Genomic DNA, 21310 nt, shown 5'->3' with positions numbered 1-21310 from the left:
CACCCATGCCTAAACGTACCGACCTAAAATCCATCCTTATCATCGGCGCCGGCCCTATCGTTATCGGTCAGGCCTGCGAATTTGACTATTCGGGCGCACAGGCCTGCAAGGCTTTGCGTGAAGAAGGCTATAAAGTCATTCTGGTGAATTCCAACCCTGCCACAATTATGACCGACCCTGAAATGGCGGATGTTACCTACATCGAGCCGATTATGTGGCAGACGGTGGAGAAGATTATCGCCAAAGAGCGGCCTGATGCGATTCTGCCCACGATGGGCGGCCAGACCGCGCTGAACTGTGCGCTGGATTTGGCGCGCAACGGCGTGCTGGCGAAATACAACGTCGAGCTGATCGGTGCGACCGAAGACGCGATTGACAAGGCGGAAGACCGTGGCCGCTTTAAGGAAGCGATGGAGAAAATCGGCCTCTCTTGCCCGAAATCTTTTGTCTGCCACACAATGAACGAAGCCTTGGCGGCGCAAGAACAAGTCGGCTTTCCGACGCTGATTCGTCCTTCTTTCACGATGGGTGGTTCGGGCGGCGGCATTGCCTACAATAAAGACGAGTTTTTGGCAATTTGCGAACGCGGTTTCGATGCGTCGCCTACTCATGAGTTGCTGATTGAGCAATCCGTTCTCGGCTGGAAAGAGTACGAAATGGAAGTTGTACGCGATAAAAACGACAACTGCATCATCATTTGCTCGATTGAAAACTTCGACCCGATGGGCGTGCATACCGGCGACTCCATCACTGTTGCGCCTGCACAAACATTGACCGACAAAGAATACCAAATCATGCGTAATGCTTCGTTGGCAGTATTGCGCGAAATCGGCGTGGATACCGGCGGCTCAAACGTGCAGTTTGCGGTAAACCCTGAAAACGGCGAGATGATTGTCATTGAGATGAACCCGCGCGTGAGCCGTTCTTCCGCGTTGGCATCTAAAGCAACGGGCTTCCCGATTGCCAAAGTAGCGGCCAAACTGGCTGTCGGCTTTACGTTGGACGAGTTGCGCAACGACATTACCGGCGGCCGTACGCCCGCGTCATTCGAGCCTTCCATCGACTATGTGGTAACCAAGATCCCGCGTTTTGCGTTTGAAAAATTCCCCGCCGCAGACGACCGCCTGACCACGCAGATGAAATCGGTGGGCGAAGTAATGGCGATGGGGCGCACGATTCAGGAAAGTTTCCAAAAAGCCCTGCGCGGCTTGGAAACGGGATTGTGCGGCTTCAATCCGAGAAGCTCCGACAAAGCGGAAATCCGCCGCGAACTGGCCAACCCGGGTCCTGAGCGCATGCTGTTTGTAGCCGATGCGTTCCGCGCGGGCTTCACACTGGAAGAAATCCACGAAATCTGCGCCATCGATCCTTGGTTCTTGGCACAAATCGAAGACTTGGTGAAAGAAGAAAAATCGGTTTCAGACGGCCAGTTGCAAGACTTGGATTATGCCGCTTTGCGCCGTCTGAAACGCAAAGGCTTCTCTGACAAACGTTTGGCACAATTGTTGAACGTAAGCGAAAAAGAAGTCCGCGAACACCGCTACGCGCTGAACCTGCATCCGGTTTACAAACGCGTCGACACCTGTGCCGCCGAGTTTGCCACCGAAACCGCCTACCTCTACTCCACTTACGAAGAAGAATGCGAATCCCGTCCTTCCGACCGTAAAAAAGTGATGATTCTCGGTGGCGGTCCAAACCGTATCGGCCAAGGTATTGAATTTGACTACTGCTGCGTTCATGCCGCACTCGCCCTGCGCGAATCCGGTTTTGAAACCATCATGGTCAACTGCAACCCTGAAACCGTGTCCACCGACTTCGACACCAGCGACCGCCTGTACTTCGAGCCGCTGACGCTGGAAGACGTGTTGGAAATCGTCCGCACCGAAAACCCATGGGGCGTGATTGTGCATTACGGTGGCCAAACCCCGCTCAAACTCGCCAACGCATTGGTTGAAAACGGCGTGAACATCATCGGCACGTCCGCCGACAGCATCGACGCCGCCGAAGACCGCGAACGCTTCCAAAAAGTATTGAACGACTTAGGTCTGCGTCAACCGCCTAACCGCATCGCCCACAACGAAGAAGAAGCCCTCGTTAAAGCCGAAGAAATCGGTTATCCGTTGGTTGTCCGTCCTTCTTACGTACTCGGCGGCCGCGCCATGCAGATTGTTCACTCTGCCGAAGAGTTGCAAAAATACATGCGCGAAGCCGTACAAGTTTCCGAAGACAGCCCCGTATTACTCGACTTCTTCTTGAACAACGCCATCGAAGTGGACGTAGACTGCGTTTCAGACGGCCAAGACGTCGTGATCGGCGGCATCATGCAACACGTCGAACAAGCAGGTATCCACTCCGGCGACTCCGGCTGTTCATTGCCTCCATACTCTTTGAGCGAAGAGATTCAAGACGAAATCCGCCGTCAAACCAAAGCCATGGCATACGCACTGGGCGTGGTCGGCCTGATGAACGTACAGTTTGCCGTACAAGACGGCGTGGTCTTCGTATTGGAAGTAAACCCACGCGCCAGCCGTACCGTACCGTTCGTATCCAAAGCCACCGGCGTACCGCTCGCCAAAGTCGGCGCACGCGTAATGGCAGGCATTTCGCTGAAAGAGCAAGGCGTAGAAAAAGAAGTCATCCCGGACTTCTACGCCGTTAAAGAAGCCGTGTTCCCATTCATCAAATTCCCGGGTGTGGACACCATTCTCGGCCCAGAAATGCGCTCTACCGGCGAAGTCATGGGCGTAGGCGCAAGCTTCGGCGAAGCCTACTTCAAAGCCCAACTCGGCGCAGGCGAACGCTTGAGCACAACCGGCAAAATCTTCCTTGCCGTACGCGACGAAGACAAACCGCTCATCGTCAAAACCGCACAAAACTTCCAAGCACTCGGCTACGGTGTCTGCGCCACACGCGGCACCGCCGAATACTTGAAAGAACACGGCATCATCGTGCAAGCGGTCAACAAAGTGCAGGAAGGCCGCCCACACATCGTGGACGCCATTAAAAACGGTGAAATCGCACTGGTGGTCAACACCGTCGGCAGCACAGTGCAATCTGTTACCGACAGCCACAGCATCCGCCGCACCTCCCTCACCCAACGCGTACCGCAATACACCACCATCGCCGGCGGCGAAGCCATGAGCGAAGGCGCAAAAAGCCGCGAACACTTGGGCGTGTACAGCGTACAGGAATTGCATGGCCGCCTGAAAAACAAAGCCTAATCAATCCTATCGGATTTAAATAGCTAAAAGGCCGTCTGAAACCTGATTGCTCAGTTTCAGACGGCCTTTTCATATTTCCAGTTCCAACCGTCTGTCCATCAAAACAACCTTTTCTGCCGTCTCCCGACAAGCGATAGCAACATGAAATATAATTTCGTTATTGATTGGATTCATATGACAAAATTGTTGTTTTTTCATCATCATCCCAAAATATTGAGTTTAACGCCTATTCTCCTTGCTTTATAATGGCCGTCTGAAAGAAAAATACAATTAAAGCAGAAGCATGTCTTTGCAACTTAAACAGATTTGCATAATTAACCATATGCTTTAATCATAATAATGATAAAATAATACGGCTTTCCTCTAAATTAAAGGGAAAACTGCACAAGAAACGGAAAATAAAATGAGTGTCGGATTATTGCGTGTTTTGGTTCAAAGCCAAACCATCTCAAATCAACAAGCGGAACATTACAACAGCCTTTTACAATCGGGCAAAGAAATCCTGCCCGACTTGTTTTCAGACGGCATCATCACCCCTAAAGCCTTGGGCGAATTGGTTGCGCGCGTATTCAGCTATCCCCTTTTGGATTTACACTACTATCCGCGCAATAATGTAGTCGGCGACATTCTGACGGAAGAGCAAATGGTGCAAAACCGTTGCGTTCCAATTTTCAAACGCGGACGCAAGGTTTATTTTGCCGTATCCGATCCGACTCAAATCCAAAACTTCCAAAAAATCGCTTTTTCTTCAGGTTTAAGTGTTGATTTGGTAGTGGTTCCCGATGACCAACTTAGCTCCTTGCTGGAATGGTTGGGTCAGCGTTCAACCACCATTCTGAAAGAAATCAACGAAGAACATGAAGCAACGCAGCAATCTCAATCACTTTATATCGATAATGAAGAGGCTGAAGACGGCCCTATCCCCCGATTCATCCACAAAACCTTATCCGATGCCCTAAACGCAGGCGCATCGGACATCCACTTTGAATTCTACGAACAAATGGCACGCGTCCGTTTCCGCGTGGACGGACAGTTGCGCGAAGTCGTACAGCCGCCTGTCGCCGTACGCGGTCAGTTGGCATCGCGCATCAAAGTGATGGCGCGTTTGGATATTTCTGAAAAACGTATTCCGCAAGACGGCAGAATTCAAATTGCCTTCCACAAACATGGCCGTCCGATTGACTTCCGTGTCAGCACTTTGCCGACGTTGTTTGGCGAAAAAGTGGTGATGCGTATCCTAAATTCTGATGGTACATCGCTCAATATCGACCAGCTCGGTTTAGAGCCTTTCCAAAAAGAAATGCTGTTTGAGGCCATCAACCGTCCTTACGGCATGGTATTGGTTACCGGCCCGACAGGCTCGGGTAAAACCGTTTCGCTCTATACCTGCCTGAGCATTTTGAACACGGAAGATGTGAACATTTCAACAGCAGAGGATCCGGCCGAGATTAACCTACCGGGCGTCAACCAAGTCAACGTCAATGAAAAACAAGGCCTGACGTTTGCCACCGCACTCCGATCCTTCTTGCGTCAAGATCCTGATATTATTATGGTCGGCGAGATCCGCGACTTGGAAACCGCCGACATCGCCATTAAAGCCGCCCAAACCGGCCACATGGTTTTCTCTACCCTGCATACCAATAATGCACCGGCCACGCTGTCCCGCCTTTTGAACATGGGTGTGGCGCCTTTCAACATCGCCAGCTCGGTCAGCCTGATTATGGCGCAAAGGCTGTTGCGCAGGCTGTGTCCAAACTGCAAACGCGAAGTGGAGCGCCCGCCAGTTCCGGCATTGAAGAAAGCCGGCTTTACCGATGCGGACTTGGCTCAAGATTGGAAGCTCTACCGCCCGGTTGGTTGCGACAGCTGCCGCGGCAAAGGCTTTAAAGGCCGCGTCGGTATTTATGAAGTCATGCCGATCAGCGATGAAATGCAAAAAGTCATTATGAACAACGGTACGGAAGTTGATATCATGAACATGGCCTATCAGGAAGGCATGGTAGACCTGCGTCGCGCCGGCCTCATGAAAGTCATGCAGGGCCTGACTTCGTTGGAAGAAGTGACTGCTCATACCAATGACTAAACTGCCATATTTTCGAAAATTACAATAAAGCGGCACGGGGAAACAGTCCGCTTTATTTCTTACTAACAAGGGATAACTCATGGCTCAAGCAGAGCAAAAAAGAAGTCTGTTCGGTTCAAGAAGCAAAGGTAAGCGTTTTACATTTGAAGGAAAAAACATCGAGACCGAACGTCTTGTCCGCGGCGAAGTAGTTGCCAAAGATGAAGAAGAGGCACGCAAAAAACTCCAGCGCAGAGGCATTCGTCCTTTGCGCATCAGCAAAGTCAAAACCGCACGCAAACGCCGCATTACCCAAGAAGACATCACAGTGTTTACGCGCCAACTGGCAACGATGATGAAGGCAGGCTTGCCGCTGATGCAGGCTTTTGAAATCGTTGCTCGCGGCCACTCCAATCCGAGTATGACCGAAATGCTGATGCAGATTCGCTCCGATGTCGAACAAGGTAGCGCATTAGGCAAATCGTTCTCCAAATATCCAAAATATTTCGACCGTTTCTATTGCAACCTGGTCAGCGCAGGCGAATCCGGCGGCGTACTGGAAAGCTTATTGGACAAACTGGCTGTTTATAAAGAAAAAACCCAAGCCATTAAGAAAAAGGTTAAAACCGCGCTGACCTACCCGATTGCCATTATCGTGGTGGCGATTGCGCTTATCTTCATTATGATGATGTTTGTACTGCCTGCCTTTAAAGAAGTTTATGCCAATATGGGTGCAGAGCTGCCAGGCCTTACCCAACTCGTCATGAACTTGTCCGATTTATTTGTCGATTACGGCTGGATTATGATTATCCTTTTGATTGCTTCCGCCTTCGGCCTGTACAAACTCCATGAAAAATCGCCTACCTTCCAAAAACGAATCGATGCTTTGATTTTGAGGTTGCCTATCTTCGGTACCATCGTCCGTAAAGCGACCATTGCCCGTTGGGCGCGTACGACTTCTACCCTCTTCGCGGCCGGCGTTCCTTTGGTGGAAGTATTAGATTCAGTTGCAGGCGCATCCGGCAATATTCTCTATGAAGAAGCCACTCAAGACATCCGCGCCAAGGTAACCCAAGGCCTGTCGCTGACATCCAGTATGCAAAGCACGGATATGTTCCCCAATATGGTGATCCAAATGGCGGCCATCGGCGAAGAGTCAGGCTCTTTGGACGATATGCTGAACAAAGCAGCCGAATTCTACGAAGATGAAGTAGACAACTCCGTCTCCCGATTGTCTGCCTTGATGGAACCTATCATCATGGTGGTATTGGGTTCGCTCATCGGTATCTTGCTGATTGCCATGTATCTGCCGTTGTTTAACTTGGGTAATGTCGTAGGTTGATATGCTTGATAGTATTTACTCTGCCATCGACGCCTTTACCGCTCTTGCGCCATTCGCCATTCCTTTAGCCGTTATTTTGGGATTGCTGATTGGTAGCTTTCTGAACGTCGTCATTTATCGCACGCCGATAATGATGGAGCGTGAATGGACACAATTTTCCAAAGAGCATTTGGGCATCGAGCTGACAGACGAAGAAAAACAGCCATTTAATCTGCGTAAACCGGATTCACGCTGCCCAAAATGCGAAAGTCCGATCAGAGTTTGGCAAAATATACCCATCCTAAGCTATGTTTTTCTAGGTGGGAAATGCCACGCCTGCAAAACCCATATCAGCATACGCTATCCGTTGATTGAGCTGCTGACAGGTGTCTTATTCGGTATTGTCGCGTGGCAATACGGCTGGTCCTGGGCAACTATTGGCGGATTGATTCTGACTGCCATATTGATTGCGCTGACCTTTATCGATGCCGATACGCAATATTTGCCCGACAGCCTGACTCAGCCCCTAATTTGGATCGGCCTGCTGTTTAATCTGAACGATACATTCGTACCCCTTCATTCAGCCGTTTGGGGTGCAATCGCAGGCTATATGAGCCTTTATACTTTATGCGCTGTCTATAAACTTCTGACCGGTAAAATCGGCATGGGCAATGGCGATTTCAAACTTTTGGCCGCACTCGGCGCATGGCTAGGCGTAGGGATATTGCCTGTTCTGATCTTCATGGCTGCCTTAGTCGGGCTGGTGGGCGCGCTCATCGCCCGTGTCGGTAAAGGTCAATATTTTGCTTTTGGTCCCAGCCTTGCTGTAGCAGGATGGATTATTTTGGTTGGCAATGCACCTATTACCCAACTGGTACAATGGTGGCTCGTACAATCAGGATTCCGATAATGACATTATGGATAGGCTTGACCGGCGGTATCGGCAGCGGCAAATCATCTGTCGCCCAAATGTTCGCCGAACTTGGCGTACCCATTATCGATGCCGATGCCATCAGTCGCTCACTGACCGCTGAAAACGGCGAAGCGCTTCCAGCCATCCGCCAGCTTTTCGGTGATGAGGTTTTTGACAGCAAAGGCCGTCTGAATCGTACGGCTTTACGGGAAGAAGTTTTCAGACGGCCTCAATCCAAAAAACAACTGGAAAAGCTGCTTCTGCCATTAATCTTAAACAAAATCCAACAGCAGAAACAAAAACTTGCTTCCTCTGCCTACGGCATTGTCGATGTACCGCTTTTAATTGAGAATCCGGCATTTAAAGCGGAAACCGACCGCATTTTAGTTGTAGATGTTCCAGAATCCGTCCAAATCGAACGCGTACACCAACGCAATGGTTTTTCAGAAGAACAGACGCGCCAAATCATGGCTACCCAAGCTTCCCGATCTGACAGATTGCTTCATGCCGACGATATATTGGACAATACCCATAGCTTGGAAGAAGCAAAAATCAAGGTTTTCCGCCTGCATCAATACTATCAATCCATTGCACAATCACTGAAAGAAACTGCATGACCGCTCCTGTTGTAAAATGTCCGACCTGCCACAAAGAAGTCGTTTGGAATACCGACAGCCCCTACCGCCCTTTCTGCAGCAAACGGTGTAAACTCATTGATTTAGGCGAATGGGCGCAAGAAAAATACACCGTTTCTTCAGAAGACGACCCTTTTTCAGACCTATTGGACAGCAAATAACCTACGCCGCTTCCTTCAGCCTATCCAAAACAGGCTCAAAACAGTAAAATACCCTCTTTATTCCAATCTATTCCATCCACCATGCTCACCTTCCAACAAATTATTTTCAAATTACAGAACTACTGGGCAGACAAAGGCTGCACCGTTATCCAACCTTTCGATATGGAAGTCGGTGCCGGTACTTCCCATCCTGCCACCTGCCTGCGTGCATTAGGCCCGGAGCCTTGGTTTGCCGCTTACGTTCAACCCAGCCGCCGCCCCAAAGACGGCCGCTATGGCGACAACCCCAACCGCCTGCAACACTACTATCAATTCCAAGTTGCGCTCAAACCAGCTCCCGCCAATATTCAAGACCTCTACCTTGACTCCCTGCGTGAATTGGGTATCGACCCTAAAGTACACGACATCCGCTTTGTCGAAGACGACTGGGAAAACCCTACTCTCGGCGCTTGGGGCTTGGGTTGGGAAGTTTGGCTCAACGGCATGGAAGTAACCCAATTCACCTACTTCCAACAAGTAGGCGGTATCGACTGCTCCCCCGTACTCGGCGAAATCACCTACGGTATCGAGCGTCTCGCCATGTATTTGCAAGGCGTGGAAAACGTGTACGACCTCGTTTGGGCAAAAACCCTTGATGGCAACATCGTCACTTACGGCGACGTTTATCATCAAAACGAAGTCGAACAATCTACCTACAACTTCGAATACAGCGATGCCGATTGGCTCTTGCGCCAATTCAACGACTATGAAGAACAAGCCAAACGCCTGCTTGCAGTTGAAGACACCAGTCTTGCCCTGCCTGCTTACGAGCTTGTACTCAAAGCCGGCCACACGTTCAACCTCTTGGATGCACGCGGTGCCATTTCCGTTACCGAACGCGCAACCTACATCGGACGCATTCGTGCACTGAGCCGTATCGTTGCTCAAAAATTCGTTGAAAGCCGCGAGAAACTGGGCTTCCCATTACTTAAAAACCAATAAGCCCGCACATGCTTACCACGCCGCCCTTTGATACATTCAAGTGGCGGCGTTTCTATTTTCAGACGGCCCCATCGCAAACACTTCCTGCCTGCTTTCAGGTAAAATAAGCCCTTTATTACATAAACCGTCTGAAAACATGAGTTCATCCTCTACTGCAAAAACGCCCTTTTTCTTACTTTCCCTCGTTGCCATCATTCTTGACCAACTGAGCAAATGGGAAATCTTGAAACACTTTACCGAAGGCGAACGCCTCAATATCATTCCAGACTTTTTTGACCTGACGCTTGCCTATAATCCAGGCGCGGCATTCAGCTTTTTGGCCGACCAAGGCGGCTGGCAAAAATTCTTCTTTTTAGGTCTGGCCGTCGTCATCAGCCTGTATTTGGCCCGTGCCATCTGGCGCGATGAGTTTGGACGCTGGGGCAAACTGGGGGCAGCCATGATTATCGGCGGCGCAATTGGCAATGTGGTTGACCGTCTGATTCACGGCCACGTTGTCGATTTTCTGCTTTTCTATTGGCAAAACTGGTTCTATCCCGCATTTAACATTGCCGACAGCTTTATCTGCGTTGGCGCGGTTTGCTTGGTATTAGATGGTTTGCTGCACAAAAAAACACCTTCAAACGACACAAAGGCCGTCTGAAAACGGAAAACACACATGACTCAAAAAACCATTATCCTTGCCAATCCCCGCGGCTTTTGTGCCGGCGTTGACCGCGCCATCAGCATTGTTGAACGTGCACTCGAAGAATTCGGCGCGCCTATTTACGTCCGCCATGAGGTCGTTCACAACAAATTCGTCGTGGACAATCTGCGGGCAAAAGGTGCCGTATTTGTCGATGACTTGGCGGATGTACCCAAGGGTGCCACGCTGATTTACTCTGCTCACGGCGTATCCAAAGCCGTACAGGAAGAAGCGGCACAACGCGGTTTCCGCGTTTTTGATGCCACCTGTCCTTTGGTAACCAAAGTCCACAAAGAAGTAGCCCGCCTCGATGCCCAAGATTACGAAATCATTATGATCGGCCACAAAGGCCACGTCGAAGTAGAAGGCACAATGGGACAATTGCCCCCCGGTAAAATGTTTTTGGTTGAGACAGTGGAAGATGTAGCCGGGCTGAACGTCAAAAATCCTGACAAGCTTGCCTACGTCAGCCAAACCACTTTATCGGTGGACGAAACCAAAGACATCATTGCAGCTTTGAATCAACGCTTCCCCAATATCCGCAATCCGCACAAAGAAGACATCTGCTACGCCACAACCAACCGCCAAACTGCCGTTAAAGAATTGGCGGAAGAATGCGATCTCGTGATTGTTGTCGGCTCGCCCAATTCTTCCAACAGCAACCGCTTGCGTGAAGTAGCCGCATTGCGCGGAGTTGATGCCTATATGGTCGATAATGCTTCCTATCTGAAAAAAGAATGGTTTGAAAACAAAACCAAGGTTGGTGTAACTGCCGGCGCATCCGCTCCCGAAGTCTTGGTTCGAGAAGTCTTACAAACCATTCAAGACTGGGGACATGAGACCATACGTGAAGGAGAAGGCGCAGAAGAAAGCATTGTATTTGTCTTGCCTAAAGAATTGCGCCGCGAGGGCGAAAACAAGCAAATTCTCAATAAAGGGTAGGCTTGTTATTTGCTTTATTTGAAAACTCAAGGCTGTCTGAAAATTTTCAGACGGCCTTAAGTTTATTTTGCCAATAAAAAAGACCTGCCTTAAAGGCAGGTCTTTTCATACATTATCCTGATTATTTCTCAGGAGTGTGTTGCTGACGGCGCAAGATTGCCGGAATTTCAAAGTCATCCAGTACAGACTGGTTGCTGAAATCAGCCGCAGTCAGATTCATAGAACGGATATTGCGGTTGGTACGAACCAGGCTTTCAGCACTGCTTTGGCTTTGAGCTTGAGGCGCTTCTTCCGCACCGCGTACCAATTGTTGGGTACGGGCAGCAGCACGCAGTTGGTTGTCAGTACCGTTTTCTTTCAAGCCGGTAGCAATAATGGTAATACGGATAGCGTCTTCGCTCATGCTCTCATCTTCGGCAGCACCAAATTTGCATTCCACTTCAGGGTGTGCATTTTGGTTGACGATGCGCATAATCTCGTTGAACTCAGACATTTTCAGGCAGCCAGGAGCAGTGGTGATGTTTACCAATACACCGCGTGCGCCATCCAAAGTAACATTATCCAAGAGTGGGCTGGAGATAGCTTGATCGGTAGCCAAACGGGCACGGTCGATACCTTGCGCGAAACCTGAACCCATCATGGCGATGCCGCGATTGCTCATCACGGTTTTTACGTCGGCGAAGTCCAAGTTGATCATGTCGCTCGGGCAAGTCACCACTTCGGAAATACCGGCAACCGCGTCACGCAGTACATTGTCGGCCGCACGGAAAGCTTCACGCATGGTCACGTCTTCGCCCAAGGCGGTCATCAATTTGTCGTTCGGGATAATAATCAGGGAGTCAACGCGCTCTTTGAGCTGATCCAAACCTGCTTGAGCGATGTGTACGCGTTTGCCTTCGTAAGCAAACGGACGGGTTACAACCGCAACGGTCAGAATACCCATTTCTTTAGCGATTTCAGCCACAACAGGAGCAGAGCCGGTACCTGTACCACCACCCATACCGGTAGTGATGAACAGCATGTTTGCACCGCGGATGGCATCTTCGATGGCTTCGCGATCTTCTTGAGCAGCGGCGCGGCCGATTTCAGGATTTGCACCGGCACCCAAACCGCGAGTCAGGTTTGTACCCAATTGAATGCGTTTAGCCGCATTGTTTTTTGCCAATGATTGCGCATCGGTATTGGCACTGATGAACTCAACACCATGAATAGTGTTGGCAACCATGTTGTTGATGGCATTACAGCCGCCGCCGCCCAAACCGATAACTTTAATAACAGCAGGGCTCGTTGCTGATTCTGCTACGTCGTAAACAAATTCCATTCAATAATCCTCCGCGCCCCGCTTTATAAGGACGGTTCAAAAATAACTCATTATCCGTATTATATAAGAAGTATCCAGATACTGGCAAAAATCTTCTTACCATTCGGCTGTCGGCGTTATATTTTTACTACATTTTTTAACAGAAAATATACAAGTTTTAAATTATCCACTTAGCAATTATTTAAAACCGTTTAATTCCACTTAAATATTCAGGACAAACGGTTGCTACACCGCCTGCCCTGAAAACTTTTATCAGAAATTGTCTCTGAAGAATCTTTGGATTTTTTCCCACAGACCCATTTTTTTGCCTGAATCATTCAGGGCAATTGCACCGGTTCGGCTGGTTTGTTCACCCTCTTCGGCAGCATAGGCCGTCTGAAGCAGGCCAATTGCTGTTGAATAGCGTGGATTGCGAATACGCTCGGATACGCCGCCCATTTCTTGTGGAACACCGATACGTGCCGGCAAATTAAAGACTTCTTCCGCCAACTCAACAATACCGGTCAACATAGAGGCACCACCGGTCAAAACGATACCAGAAGTCAACACTTCTTCTGGGAAGCCGGAACGGCGCAATTCGTTCAGCGTCAATTCCAAAATCTCTTCTACGCGCGGGCCGATGATTTCAGCCAATACGCGGCGTGAAATTTGACGTGATTGACGGTCGCCAACACTAGGAACTTCAATCATTTCATCCAAGCCGTCCATAGTCGGAATGGCGGCACCGTAATGGATTTTGATGTACTCAGCGGCACTGTGCGGCGTACGCAGGGCTTGCGCCAAGTCTTTGGTAATCAAATCGCCGGCAACGGGAATAACCGCGGTATGGCGGATGGCGCCATTGGTATAAACCGCGATGTCGGTTGTACCACCACCGATATCGATGACGCACACGCCCAAATCTTTTTCGTCTTCAGTCAAAACAGCGTGACCGCTCGCCAAAGGCTGAAGCATGATTTGATCCATTTGCAGGCCGCAGCGTTGGATACATTTTTGGATATTTTGCAAAGCAGTGTTCGCACCGGTAATGATGTGTACGCGGGTGTCCAAACGCACGCCGCTCATGCCGATAGGCTCTTTCACACCGGGTTGGTTGTCGATGATGTACTCTTGAACCACGGTATGCAAGATGTTGTGATCAGGCGGAATATTGATGGCTTTGGCTGTTTCGATGGCACGATCGATGTCGGCTTGCGATACTTCGCCATCTTTAATTTTGACCACGCCTTGTGAGTTCAGGCTGCGGATATGGTTACCGGCAATACCGGTGACAACGTGGGAAATTTTGGTATCTGCCATCAACTCGGCATCTTCTACCGCCTGACGAATGGCTTGCGCGGTAGCATCGATATTGGTCACCATACCTGCACGCAGGCCGCGTGAAGGACTTTGGCCCAAGCCGACAATGTGGATTTCATTATCTTCCCGAATCTCGCCGATTAAGGCGATGACCTTGGACGTACCAATGTCTAAGGCACTGATATATTTATTTTGTTGTTGTTCCATAATTGCTCGTTCGCTATGTTGTCTGACTGACGGTTTGATTATTTTTGAAACAAGATTGCTTCACGTCTAATCGGCTATTCACTGTCGGAAGGGTTTTCAGACGGCCTGTAACGGACTGAAAAACCATCCTTATAACGCATATCGACATACTCGATACGACTTTGTTTTTTACGCAGCAGCGACGGCCAAATCTGGGCAAACTGCTGCAAACGTTTAATTTCGTTTTCACGCCCCAAGCGCACGGTAATGCCGTTGTTCAATACAAGCAGCCATGCCGAACGCGGCGTGTAGATCAATTCTTTGATGGTCAGTTTCAACGGACTCAAAATACCGGAAAAGTCCGCATAATGTTTAACCATGTCTTTGCCTGTCCCCTGCTGCCCTTCAAATATAGGCAGGTCCTGTTTCAGGCTTGCGGCAAACACATTACCCTTACTGTCCACCAAGCCGCCAGCGCGCCAGTGTGCAACCGGCACGCGCTCGGTCAGGATAATTTCCACGGTTTCCGGAAAACGGCGGCGCACCATTGCCGAATCAATCCAAGGCAACTGCTGAAAAGCGGCCTGCGCCGAATCAATATCGGCGCGGAACATATTGCCCCTGATATGCTCTCTTGCAACAGTTTGCAATTCTTTGCCGGAAGCATATTTCAGCTTGCCCTGAATGGCAATCTGTTTCACAGGGAAATATTTGGAATTGTAAAGCCAAGCTATGCCCGAACCTATCAGCAGAAAGGCCATCAGCAACAATAGCCGGCGGGTCAGCCGACCCAGTGCGCCTGCATCATCCCACATGAGCGGTCTTCAAAATCTCAATACATAAATCAGCAAAATCTACGCCGGTATGGGCTGCAGATTTTGGCACCAAACTATGACTGGTCATACCGGGCAAGGTATTGATTTCCAAAAGATACAGCTTACCGTCCGTATCTTTTAGGAAGTCCACGCGCGAACAGCCGTCCGCACCAATCGCCTGCGCGCCACGCACGGCCAGTTCGCGCATCAGGTTTTCCTCCGCCTCGCTCAAATCTTCCGACGGGCATTGATAAACCGTATCGTCGCGGTTGTATTTGGCTTCGTAATCGTAAAACTCGGTAGCCGGAATAATATGAATGCTGGGCAGGCCTTTGCCGTTCAATACCGGGCAAGAATACTCGCCACCCCCGATAAAGCGCTCGGCAATAATTTCGCCCTGCAAATGTTTCAATTCTTCGTAAACGCTTTTCAGACGGCCTTTTTCTTTAACTTTTACCACACCGACGCTGCTGCCTTCCGCGGCGGGTTTCACAAACATCGGCAGGCCCAATTTTTCTTCAACGGCATCAAAGTCGCTGTCGTCATGCAATACGGCAAACTCAGGAACAGGCAAACCCACGGCCTGCCAAATCAGTTTGCAGCGGTATTTGTCCATACCCAGCGCGGAAGCGGCCACACCGCTGCCGGTATAAGGAATACCCATCAGTTCCAATGCGCCTTGAATCGCGCCGTCTTCGCCGAAAGTGCCGTGCAAAATATTGAAGGCCGTCTGAAACCCTTGGGTTTTCAATTCAGACAACGGGGTTTCTTTGGGGTCAAACGCATGGGCATCCACGCCTTTGCTTTTCAAGGCAGCCAAAATAGCGGCGCCGCTGTCCAGAGAAACTTCGCGCTCGCTGGAGAAGCCGCCCATCAACACGGCCACTTTGCCAAAATTCTGCATAATTTCTACTTTCTTAAATACTGATACAGGCCGTCTGAAATATTGTTCAGACGACCTATGTGTCCTCAAAGGCAAATATGCCTGTTTATTATGATTGTTTCGACAATTCCACCAATGCAGACGGAACGCGGTTGATGCTACCGGCACCCATATTCAGAACAACATCGCCGTCTTGCAAAACATTCAGCAGCATTTGCGGCAGATCGGCAACGTTTTCGCAGTAAATCGGCTCAAGTTTGCCCAATACGCGGATGGCGCGCGCCAAGGCGCGGGAATCGGCTGCGGCAATCGGCTCTTCGCCTGCGGCATAAACTTCGGTCAACACCAACGCATCAACGGTATTGAGGACTTTGGTAAAGTCTTCAAACAAATCACGTGTGCGGGTATAGCGGTGCGGCTGGAAAGCCAAGACCAAGCGTTTTTCAGGGTATGCACCACGCGCAGCGGAAAGGGTTGCTGCCATTTCGACAGGATGGTGACCATAATCGTCCACCAGCAAAGCGGTTCCGCCGTTTGGCAATTTAATGTCGCCATATTTTTGGAAGCGGCGGCCAACGCCTTCAAAGCCGAGCAAGCCTTTTTGGATCGCTTCAACCGATGCACCAACTTCCAGCGCAACGCCGATAGCCGCCAACGCATTGAGGACGTTGTGTCGGCCGGGCATATTCAAAACAACTTCAAACGGCTCTTGCTCATGTCCTTTCATTTGAACATGAACGGTAAATTTCATTTGCGCGCCGACGTTTTCAATATCGGTCGCGTAGATATCGGCAGTATCGTCCAAACCGTAAGTGGCGTAAGGTTTGCTGATTTTCGGCAAAATTGCACGGACGTGTTCGCTGTCGATACACAAAAAGGCTTTGCCGTAGAACGGCATACGGTGAATAAAATCGACAAACGCCTGATGCAGTTTCTCAACGCTGTGGCCGTAAGTGTCCATATGGTCTTCGTCGATATTGGTTACGACGGACATAATCGGCGTCAGATACAGGAAAGAGGCATCGGATTCGTCGGCTTCTGCGACGATGTATTCGCCTTTACCCAAACGGGCATTGGTACCAGCGGCATTGAGTTTGCCGCCGATAACGAAAGTCGGGTCAAGTCCTGCCGCGCCGAGAATAGAAGCAGTTAGACTGGTGGTTGTGGTTTTGCCGTGCGTACCGGCAATGGCGATGCCGTCGCGGAAGCGCATTAATTCTGCCAACATCAACGCGCGCGGAATCACGGGAATCTGCTGTTCCAACGCAGCGATGACTTCGGGATTGTCTTTTTTGACGGCGGTAGAGGTAACAACTACGTCGGCGCCATTGACGTGTTCGGCAGTATGGCCGGGATAAACTTGGATGCCGAGAGCGCTCAAATGCTCGGTAACGGCATTACGCGCCTGATCCGAACCGGAAACTTTAAAGCCCAAATTGTGTAAGACTTCGGCAATACCGCTCATGCCGACGCCGCCGATTCCGACAAAATGGATGTTGGTGACTCGATTTTTCATCATAATGTTGCGTTCCGGTTGGTTTTTAGTGCGTAAAGGCGTTATTTTAAAGGGCTATCCGCTTCTGCGCTATGCTTTTATTGTAAAGGAATTTTAACAAAAGCAATAAAGGCCGTCTGAAACGCCGTTAATCAACTTTTCAGACGGCCTTGAACAAAGTCTGCCTACTTATTCGGTACAGGATATGGCAATTTCCGCCACATCGTCCGCACTGTGCGGCAACGCCAGCGTACGGGCATTTTTCGCCCATTTCAGGCATTTTTCGCGATTCAGGCCGCCGAGGATTTCGGCCAGTTTTTCTGCCGTCAGTTGAGTTTGCGGCAGCAGCAAACCGGCTTCGGCCTGCACCATAAAACGCGCATTGGCTGTTTGGTGGTCGTCCACCGCGTGCGGATACGGCACCAGTAGCGCACCCAAACCCGCAGCCGTCAGCTCGGCAATCGTCAGTGCGCCGGCACGGCAAATTACCAAATCGGCATCGCGGTAGGCGGATACCATATCGGTAATAAATTCCACGCACTCGGCTTGCACACCCAACGCATCGTAATCCGCCTGCAGGTTGCCCAATTTATTGCGGCCGGACTGATGATACATCTGCGGACGAGCCTCCTCAGGCAATAATGCCAAAGCTTGCGGAACGGTTTTGTTCAACACATCCGCACCCAAACTGCCGCCCACCACCAAAACTTTCAGACGGCCTTGACGGTTTTCAAAGCGTTCTTCAGGAACAGGCAATGCCGCAATATCGGCACGGACAGGATTACCCACCAATCCGCCTTCATGTTGAAAGGCTTTTGGGAAAGCATACAGAACACGTTTTGCCCAGCGCGACAGTTGGCGGTTGGACAAACCGGCTACGGCGTTTTGCTCGTGAATCACAATCGGCACACCGGAAATTTTTGCCGCCACGCCGCCGGGGAATGTAACGAAACCGCCAAAACCGATAACGCACTCGACACGGTGTTTCTTAATAATCTGCTGCGCCTCGCGGACGGTTTTGTACAGCGTAAACGGCAACATCAGCTTACGCTTGATGCCGTTGCCGCGGATGCCTTTAATCGCCAGCGTTTCCAAGCGTATGCCGTATTGCGGCACGATGCGCTCTTCCATCGAATCCTGACTGCCCAGCCAAATCACATGATGGCCGCGCTTTTGCAGCGATTCTGCAACCGCCAATGCAGGGAAAATATGACCGCCCGTACCGCCGGCCATCAGCATAAAAGTTTTACCGCTCATGGTTTTACTCCACCGAATAACCGCGCATTTTTTGGCGGTTTTCATAATCAATGCGCAATAACAAAGTAACGCACACCAGCATGATAAAGACAGCCGAACCGCCGTAAGACATAAACGGCAAAGTCAGGCCTTTAGTGGGCAGGATACCGATGTTTACACCGATATTGAAGAAACTTTGAATACCAATCCAAATACCGATGCCGTTGGCAATGTACGCGCTGAACATCAGGCCCGAATCACGCGCCTGTTTGCCGATGGAAAATGCGCGCCACACCAGCCAGCCGTAGCAGAACACCAAAACCAGCATCCCTAAAAAGCCGAATTCTTCGCCGATGACGGCAAAAATAAAGTCTGTGTGTGGCTCGGGCAGGTAAAAGCGTTTACCCAGGCTCGCACCCAAACCCTCGCCAAACCAGCCGCCGCGCACAATGGCCATCAAAGACTGCGTCAACTGATAGCCTTTGCCCAGAGGATCGCTCCACGGGTTCAAAAACGCCGCCACACGCGCCATACGGTAAGGCGCGGCCAAAATCAGCAAACCCATTCCGCTCACAACGGTCGCCACCAATACGGCAAAATACTTCCACGGAAAGCCTGCCAGAAACAGCATACCCATAGTAATCACGACAATCACAACAAACGAACCAAAATCCGGTTGCAACATAATTAAAATCAGGCTGATAGCAATCGACACAATCGGCCACAACAGAGTTTTGAACTTGATGGCTCGTTCCTTGACCCGCCTCCTGGCCTCCGCCTTAAACGGGCAGGACAGCAAATCACCGATACCCGAAAATAGGGACGACCAACCCAAAGAATCCAAATCGCGCAACATTTCTTCACGGCGCGTAAACAGGCTGGACAAATACAAAACCGTTGCCAATTTGAAAAACTCGGTTGGCTGCAAGTTGAGCGGCCCGATATGAATCCAGCGCGTCGCGCCGTTAATCTCACGGCCGACAAACAAAACCAGCAACAACAGCAAACCGGAAACGACAAAATAAAACGGAATAATCCGCCGCCAAAAGCTCATTTTCAGCAGGAAAAGCGGCAAGCACATGGCCACCGTAAACAGGATAAACATTGCCTGTTTGAACACAAAAGAAAACTGGCTGCCCCCATCCGACGCCGCATATACAATAGAGGCCGAATAAATCATTACCAAGCTGAAGGTCGTCATCAAAACGACCATCCACAAGAGAGAAACATCAAACTTCCGACCATCGCGCGCAATCGGCCGGTCAAGCATTTTGGAAAGACTAATCATGAAAACATCCGTAACGGCTTGAATAAAATATTCAGACGGCCTGCAAATGGGCAAGAGGCCGTCTGAAAAAATGAATTAACGTTATTTTAAAGGTTTATTTCCAAACCAACAATTCAGAATCTTTAAAGATGCCGGATTCCGACGTTCTTTGCGCCCTCCCCTACCCTTTGATACCGGCAAAAGGCCGTCTGAAAACGCTTTTATGTTCTCAGACGGCCTTGTATAAATTTTTTCTTCAGAAAAATAGGCTACTTTTTATCCAATACAAACCCTAAGCCAACTGCGGTATTTCCACCCACGGCTGTATCTGTTCCAACTGCGCTGCAAGGCGGAGCAGCGTGTCTTCGCGTCCGTGAGCGGCGGCAAACTGAGTACCGACGGGCAGCCCGTTATGCCGGTAAAGCGGCACGCTCATGGCGGGGTTGCCGCTCATGTTCAGCGGCGACGTATAACCGACGTATTGCAGCGCGGCGGCGGCTTCTTTTTCTAAAAACGGGTTGTTTTTCAACAGAAAACCCAAGCGCAGCGTGCCGAACAGCAGGCGCATGGCTTTTTGTGCGGCGGGCGGCGGCATCATCTCGCCGATTTTCGGCGTGGTGCGCGGGCAGACGGGCGTCATTAACACGTCGTAGCGTGTGAAAAATGCTTTGGCGGCACGTTCCTGCGCCAGCATCACGTCGCGCGCCCATGCCATTTCGCCCGCACTGATTTGCCGCCCCTGCACAATCATTGCCCACGTTGTCGGTTCAAGCAGGCAGTGCGGCAGTTTTTGTCCGGTTTCGTATTGATATTGGTAGAACAGTTTTGCCGTTTCGCCCATGACGATGATGCGGGCGGCGCGGTTGAGCTGTTCGGGCGGCGCGAAATCGGGCGTGGCTTCTTCCAATTCGTGTCCCGCGTCTTGCATCAGTTTCAAACTATGGGCAAACGCGGCTTCCGTGCCTTCGTCGTTACCGCCGCCAAACCATGTCTGTTTCCAAAAAGCGATTTTCAGACGACCTGTTTCTAGTTTCAGGCTGTCTGCAAAACCGTTTTTGGGCGGCGGCGGGCAGGCATACAGGGCGCGGGCTTGGATTTGGGCGGCGATGTCCAGTAAAACCGCGCTGTCGCGCACGCTGCGGGTCAACACATGGTCGCATACCAAACCTTGCCATGCCTCCGATGCGTTCGGCGCGTAACTGCTGCGGCCGCGCGTGGGTTTCAGCCCGAACACGCCGCAGTTGTGCGCGGGTAAGCGAATGGAGCCGCCACCGTCGCTGCCGTGCGCTGCGGGTACGACGCCCGAAGCCACTGCCGCCGCTGCGCCTCCGCTGCTGCCGCCCGCAGTGTAATCCAAATGCCACGGATTGCGCGTGATGCCGTAAATTTCGGTTTCGGTAACGGGATACGCGCCCCATTCGGGCGTGGTGGTTTTGCCGAACACGCGCAGCCCCGCATCGAGATAGGCTTGGGTCAAATCGCTGTTTTGTTTGGCAATGTAATGCTGCATCATGCGCGAACCCGACCATGTCGGCGCACCTTCCCAATCCGCCAGCAGGTCTTTGAGCAAAAACGGCACGCCCGCCAGCGGCGTATCGGCATTTTCAGACGGCCACTGCCATGCCGCCGCGCGTTCGCGCAAATCGTGCGCCAACAGATTGAGCTTGGGATTGACTTCGTCCAAGCGGTTTAAAGCAGCCTGCAACACTTCATCGGCGGAGACTTCTTTTTTACGGATCAGCTCTGCCAAACCGACGGCATCGTAACGGATGTAGTCTTGAAAATTCATGGGTTTTCCTTTCGGATTGATAAACACATGTTTTGTCGGTCAGGCATAGCTGCCCGCCGCCTCGCTGTTTGCCCGCATAGGCAAATTTTAAGAAACAG

Annotated in this window: 17 protein-coding genes; 9 read left to right on the top strand and 8 right to left on the bottom strand. The window is 50.7% G+C overall.

What is annotated here, in order from left to right; translation table 11 throughout:
- The first annotated feature begins 5 nt into the window (after nucleotides 1-5).
- The 9 genes from carB to ispH all read left to right on the top strand — a co-directional run bounded on the left by carB (nucleotide 6) and on the right by ispH (nucleotide 10921).
- Nucleotides 6-3221, top strand: a complete 3216-nt coding sequence (gene carB, locus ACTHUG_RS01855; RefSeq protein WP_440386034.1) for a carbamoyl-phosphate synthase large subunit — start codon at nucleotides 6-8, stop codon at nucleotides 3219-3221.
- A 403-nt stretch (nucleotides 3222-3624) separates the two neighbouring features.
- Nucleotides 3625-5304, top strand: coding sequence for a type IV-A pilus assembly ATPase PilB (gene pilB, locus ACTHUG_RS01850; protein ID WP_440386033.1), 1680 nt, complete (start codon nucleotides 3625-3627; stop codon nucleotides 5302-5304).
- Between the two features lie 79 nt (nucleotides 5305-5383).
- Entirely contained in the window at nucleotides 5384-6625 is a 1242-nt protein-coding gene (locus tag ACTHUG_RS01845; protein WP_188214120.1) for a type II secretion system F family protein, read from the top strand.
- A 1-nt stretch (nucleotide 6626) separates the two neighbouring features.
- A complete protein-coding gene (locus ACTHUG_RS01840) occupies nucleotides 6627-7514 on the top strand; it encodes a prepilin peptidase (RefSeq protein WP_440386032.1) in 888 nt (295 codons plus the stop codon).
- The gene (gene coaE, locus ACTHUG_RS01835; protein WP_440386031.1) at nucleotides 7514-8134 is read left to right on the top strand and encodes a dephospho-CoA kinase; all 621 of its coding nucleotides are present in this window, start codon (nucleotides 7514-7516) and stop codon (nucleotides 8132-8134) included. The genes ACTHUG_RS01840 and coaE overlap by 1 nt, the downstream gene beginning before the upstream one ends.
- Nucleotides 8131-8313 (top strand): DNA gyrase inhibitor YacG, encoded by a 183-nt coding sequence (gene yacG / locus ACTHUG_RS01830; protein WP_308187389.1) that lies wholly within the window; start codon nucleotides 8131-8133, stop codon nucleotides 8311-8313. The genes coaE and yacG overlap by 4 nt, the downstream gene beginning before the upstream one ends.
- Before the next feature lie 81 nt (nucleotides 8314-8394).
- A complete protein-coding gene (gene glyQ / locus ACTHUG_RS01825) occupies nucleotides 8395-9294 on the top strand; it encodes a glycine--tRNA ligase subunit alpha (RefSeq protein ID WP_003685919.1) in 900 nt (299 codons plus the stop codon).
- 136 nt (nucleotides 9295-9430) lie between these two features.
- The gene (lspA, locus tag ACTHUG_RS01820; protein ID WP_308905100.1) at nucleotides 9431-9937 is read left to right on the top strand and encodes a signal peptidase II; all 507 of its coding nucleotides are present in this window, start codon (nucleotides 9431-9433) and stop codon (nucleotides 9935-9937) included.
- A gap of 15 nt (nucleotides 9938-9952) precedes the next feature.
- Nucleotides 9953-10921 (top strand): 4-hydroxy-3-methylbut-2-enyl diphosphate reductase, encoded by a 969-nt coding sequence (gene ispH, locus ACTHUG_RS01815; RefSeq protein ID WP_049331909.1) that lies wholly within the window; start codon nucleotides 9953-9955, stop codon nucleotides 10919-10921.
- 121 nt (nucleotides 10922-11042) lie between these two features.
- Here the strand turns inward: ispH and ftsZ are convergent, their stop codons facing one another.
- The 8 genes from ftsZ to ACTHUG_RS01775 all read right to left on the bottom strand — a co-directional run bounded on the left by ftsZ (nucleotide 11043) and on the right by ACTHUG_RS01775 (nucleotide 21212).
- On the bottom strand, nucleotides 11043-12242 hold the full coding sequence (gene ftsZ / locus ACTHUG_RS01810) for a cell division protein FtsZ (RefSeq protein WP_003748303.1): 1200 nt from the start codon (nucleotides 12240-12242) through the stop codon (nucleotides 11043-11045).
- A 252-nt stretch (nucleotides 12243-12494) separates the two neighbouring features.
- Nucleotides 12495-13748, bottom strand: coding sequence for a cell division protein FtsA (gene ftsA, locus ACTHUG_RS01805; protein ID WP_003682483.1), 1254 nt, complete (start codon nucleotides 13746-13748; stop codon nucleotides 12495-12497).
- Nucleotides 13749-13822: 74 nt separating this feature from the next.
- A complete protein-coding gene (locus ACTHUG_RS01800; RefSeq protein ID WP_440386030.1) occupies nucleotides 13823-14542 on the bottom strand; it encodes a cell division protein FtsQ/DivIB in 720 nt (239 codons plus the stop codon).
- A complete protein-coding gene (locus ACTHUG_RS01795; RefSeq protein WP_003748301.1) occupies nucleotides 14532-15446 on the bottom strand; it encodes a D-alanine--D-alanine ligase in 915 nt (304 codons plus the stop codon). Before ACTHUG_RS01795 ends, ACTHUG_RS01800 begins: the two co-directional genes overlap by 11 nt.
- A gap of 88 nt (nucleotides 15447-15534) precedes the next feature.
- Complete coding sequence (gene murC / locus ACTHUG_RS01790; RefSeq protein ID WP_440386029.1) at nucleotides 15535-16944, bottom strand: UDP-N-acetylmuramate--L-alanine ligase; 1410 nt, start codon at nucleotides 16942-16944, stop codon at nucleotides 15535-15537.
- Between the two features lie 165 nt (nucleotides 16945-17109).
- Complete coding sequence (murG, locus tag ACTHUG_RS01785; RefSeq protein WP_440386028.1) at nucleotides 17110-18177, bottom strand: undecaprenyldiphospho-muramoylpentapeptide beta-N-acetylglucosaminyltransferase; 1068 nt, start codon at nucleotides 18175-18177, stop codon at nucleotides 17110-17112.
- Between the two features lie 4 nt (nucleotides 18178-18181).
- Complete coding sequence (locus ACTHUG_RS01780; protein WP_440386027.1) at nucleotides 18182-19444, bottom strand: FtsW/RodA/SpoVE family cell cycle protein; 1263 nt, start codon at nucleotides 19442-19444, stop codon at nucleotides 18182-18184.
- A gap of 271 nt (nucleotides 19445-19715) precedes the next feature.
- A complete protein-coding gene (locus tag ACTHUG_RS01775; protein WP_440386026.1) occupies nucleotides 19716-21212 on the bottom strand; it encodes an amidase in 1497 nt (498 codons plus the stop codon).
- Nucleotides 21213-21310: the final 98 nt, after the last annotated feature.

This window comes from Neisseria sp. P0022.S009 (assembly GCF_051956675.1).
GTDB lineage: Bacteria > Pseudomonadota > Gammaproteobacteria > Burkholderiales > Neisseriaceae > Neisseria.
Note: the sequence above shows the minus strand (reverse complement) of the source record. Positions and strands in the feature narration are given on the sequence as shown.